This is a genomic window from Paracraurococcus ruber (assembly GCF_004353985.1).
Lineage (GTDB): Bacteria > Pseudomonadota > Alphaproteobacteria > Acetobacterales > Acetobacteraceae > Paracraurococcus > Paracraurococcus ruber.
This window is the reverse complement of the sequence record NZ_SMOA01000589.1, coordinates 1-1,136: the sequence shown is the minus strand read 5'-3', so window position 1 is coordinate 1,136 and position 1,136 is coordinate 1. Positions and strand designations below refer to the sequence as shown.

At 67.6% G+C, this 1,136-nt stretch carries 1 protein-coding gene; it reads right to left on the bottom strand.

Going from position 1 to position 1,136, the window contains the following annotated elements; translation table 11 throughout:
• Positions 1-126: 126 nt before the first annotated feature.
• Positions 127-1,136: IS5 family transposase (locus E2C05_RS31935; protein WP_240046991.1), on the bottom strand; the 1,010-nt coding region annotated here is incomplete at its 5' end.

Genomic DNA, 1,136 nt, shown 5'->3' with positions numbered 1-1,136 from the left:
GAGACCTGTGCGCGGGTGGACGGCGGGCCTCGATTTCTGGCTGTTTGAGGCACTGAACGCTGCCGGGAACTGCAGAATGCCGATTTTGCGGCGTGCCGGACGTGAGCCGGACAGACTCCTCCCGTGTCAGGCCGCTCCGTGCAGCAGGGTGACCGTTCGGCGGAGGTTGTAGGCGATGGCTGTGAGGCGGACCTGCAGTCCGGCCTTGGCCAGACCGAGCCATCGCATCCGTCGCAGGCCGTAGGAGCGCTTGCAGGTGCCGAATACCTTTTCGATCCGACAGCGGATGCGCCGGACCTCGGCGTTGTGCGCCTTCAGGCGGGCAAGCGCCGCGGCGCCGCCCCAGGTACCCGTTTGCACAACCTTCGGCACGCCGCCACGCGCCCGGATCGCCTTCCAGGGCTTGTCGCCGTTGAAGGCGCTGTCGGCATAAACATCTCCCGCCTCGGGCGGCAGCACCGCAGCCAACTCGGCAGCGTCATGGACGTTGGCCGTGGTGACCTCCACACCGCGGATCAGGCCTGCACCTTCATCGGTCGCCACATGCGCCTTGTAGCCGTGCACGGGCTTGCGGCGGCGATGCCCGGCCCAGCACGCCTCGGCGTCCTTCTGGATGCTGGCCGAGGGGACCAGCGTCGCGTCCACCAGTGTGCCGGTGCGCACCATGACGCCCTTGGCTTCGAGTTGGCGAGTAACCGCCTCGAACAGTTCGCGCCCGAGGCCGCGCCGCACCAGCTCCCGACGGAACCGGACGAACGTGGTGCGCTCGGGCGTCGGCTCGTGAGCGGCGAAGCCGCAGAACCGGCGGAAGCTGGTCCGGTCGTCCAGCGCCTCGGCCAGCTTCACGTCCGACAGGTCGTACCAGGTCGCCAGCAACAGGCCACGGAAGAGAGCCAGTGGTGGCCAGCCACGTTCGCCCTTCGTCGCAGCCGAGATACCGACCAGGTGACGATCTATCTCAGCCCAATCCAGCAATGCGGCGAGTTGCAGCAACGGAAGTGCAGCTCGCGGCTCCGCCCGCGCAATAAGGTTTTCCTGACCAATCCGCCGCCGTGCCATGCTGACCTCCTTCGCCCACACAGGCAGCGAATCAGCCCAGCGCGCGTCGCGTCCAAACACATCCGCGCACAGGTCTC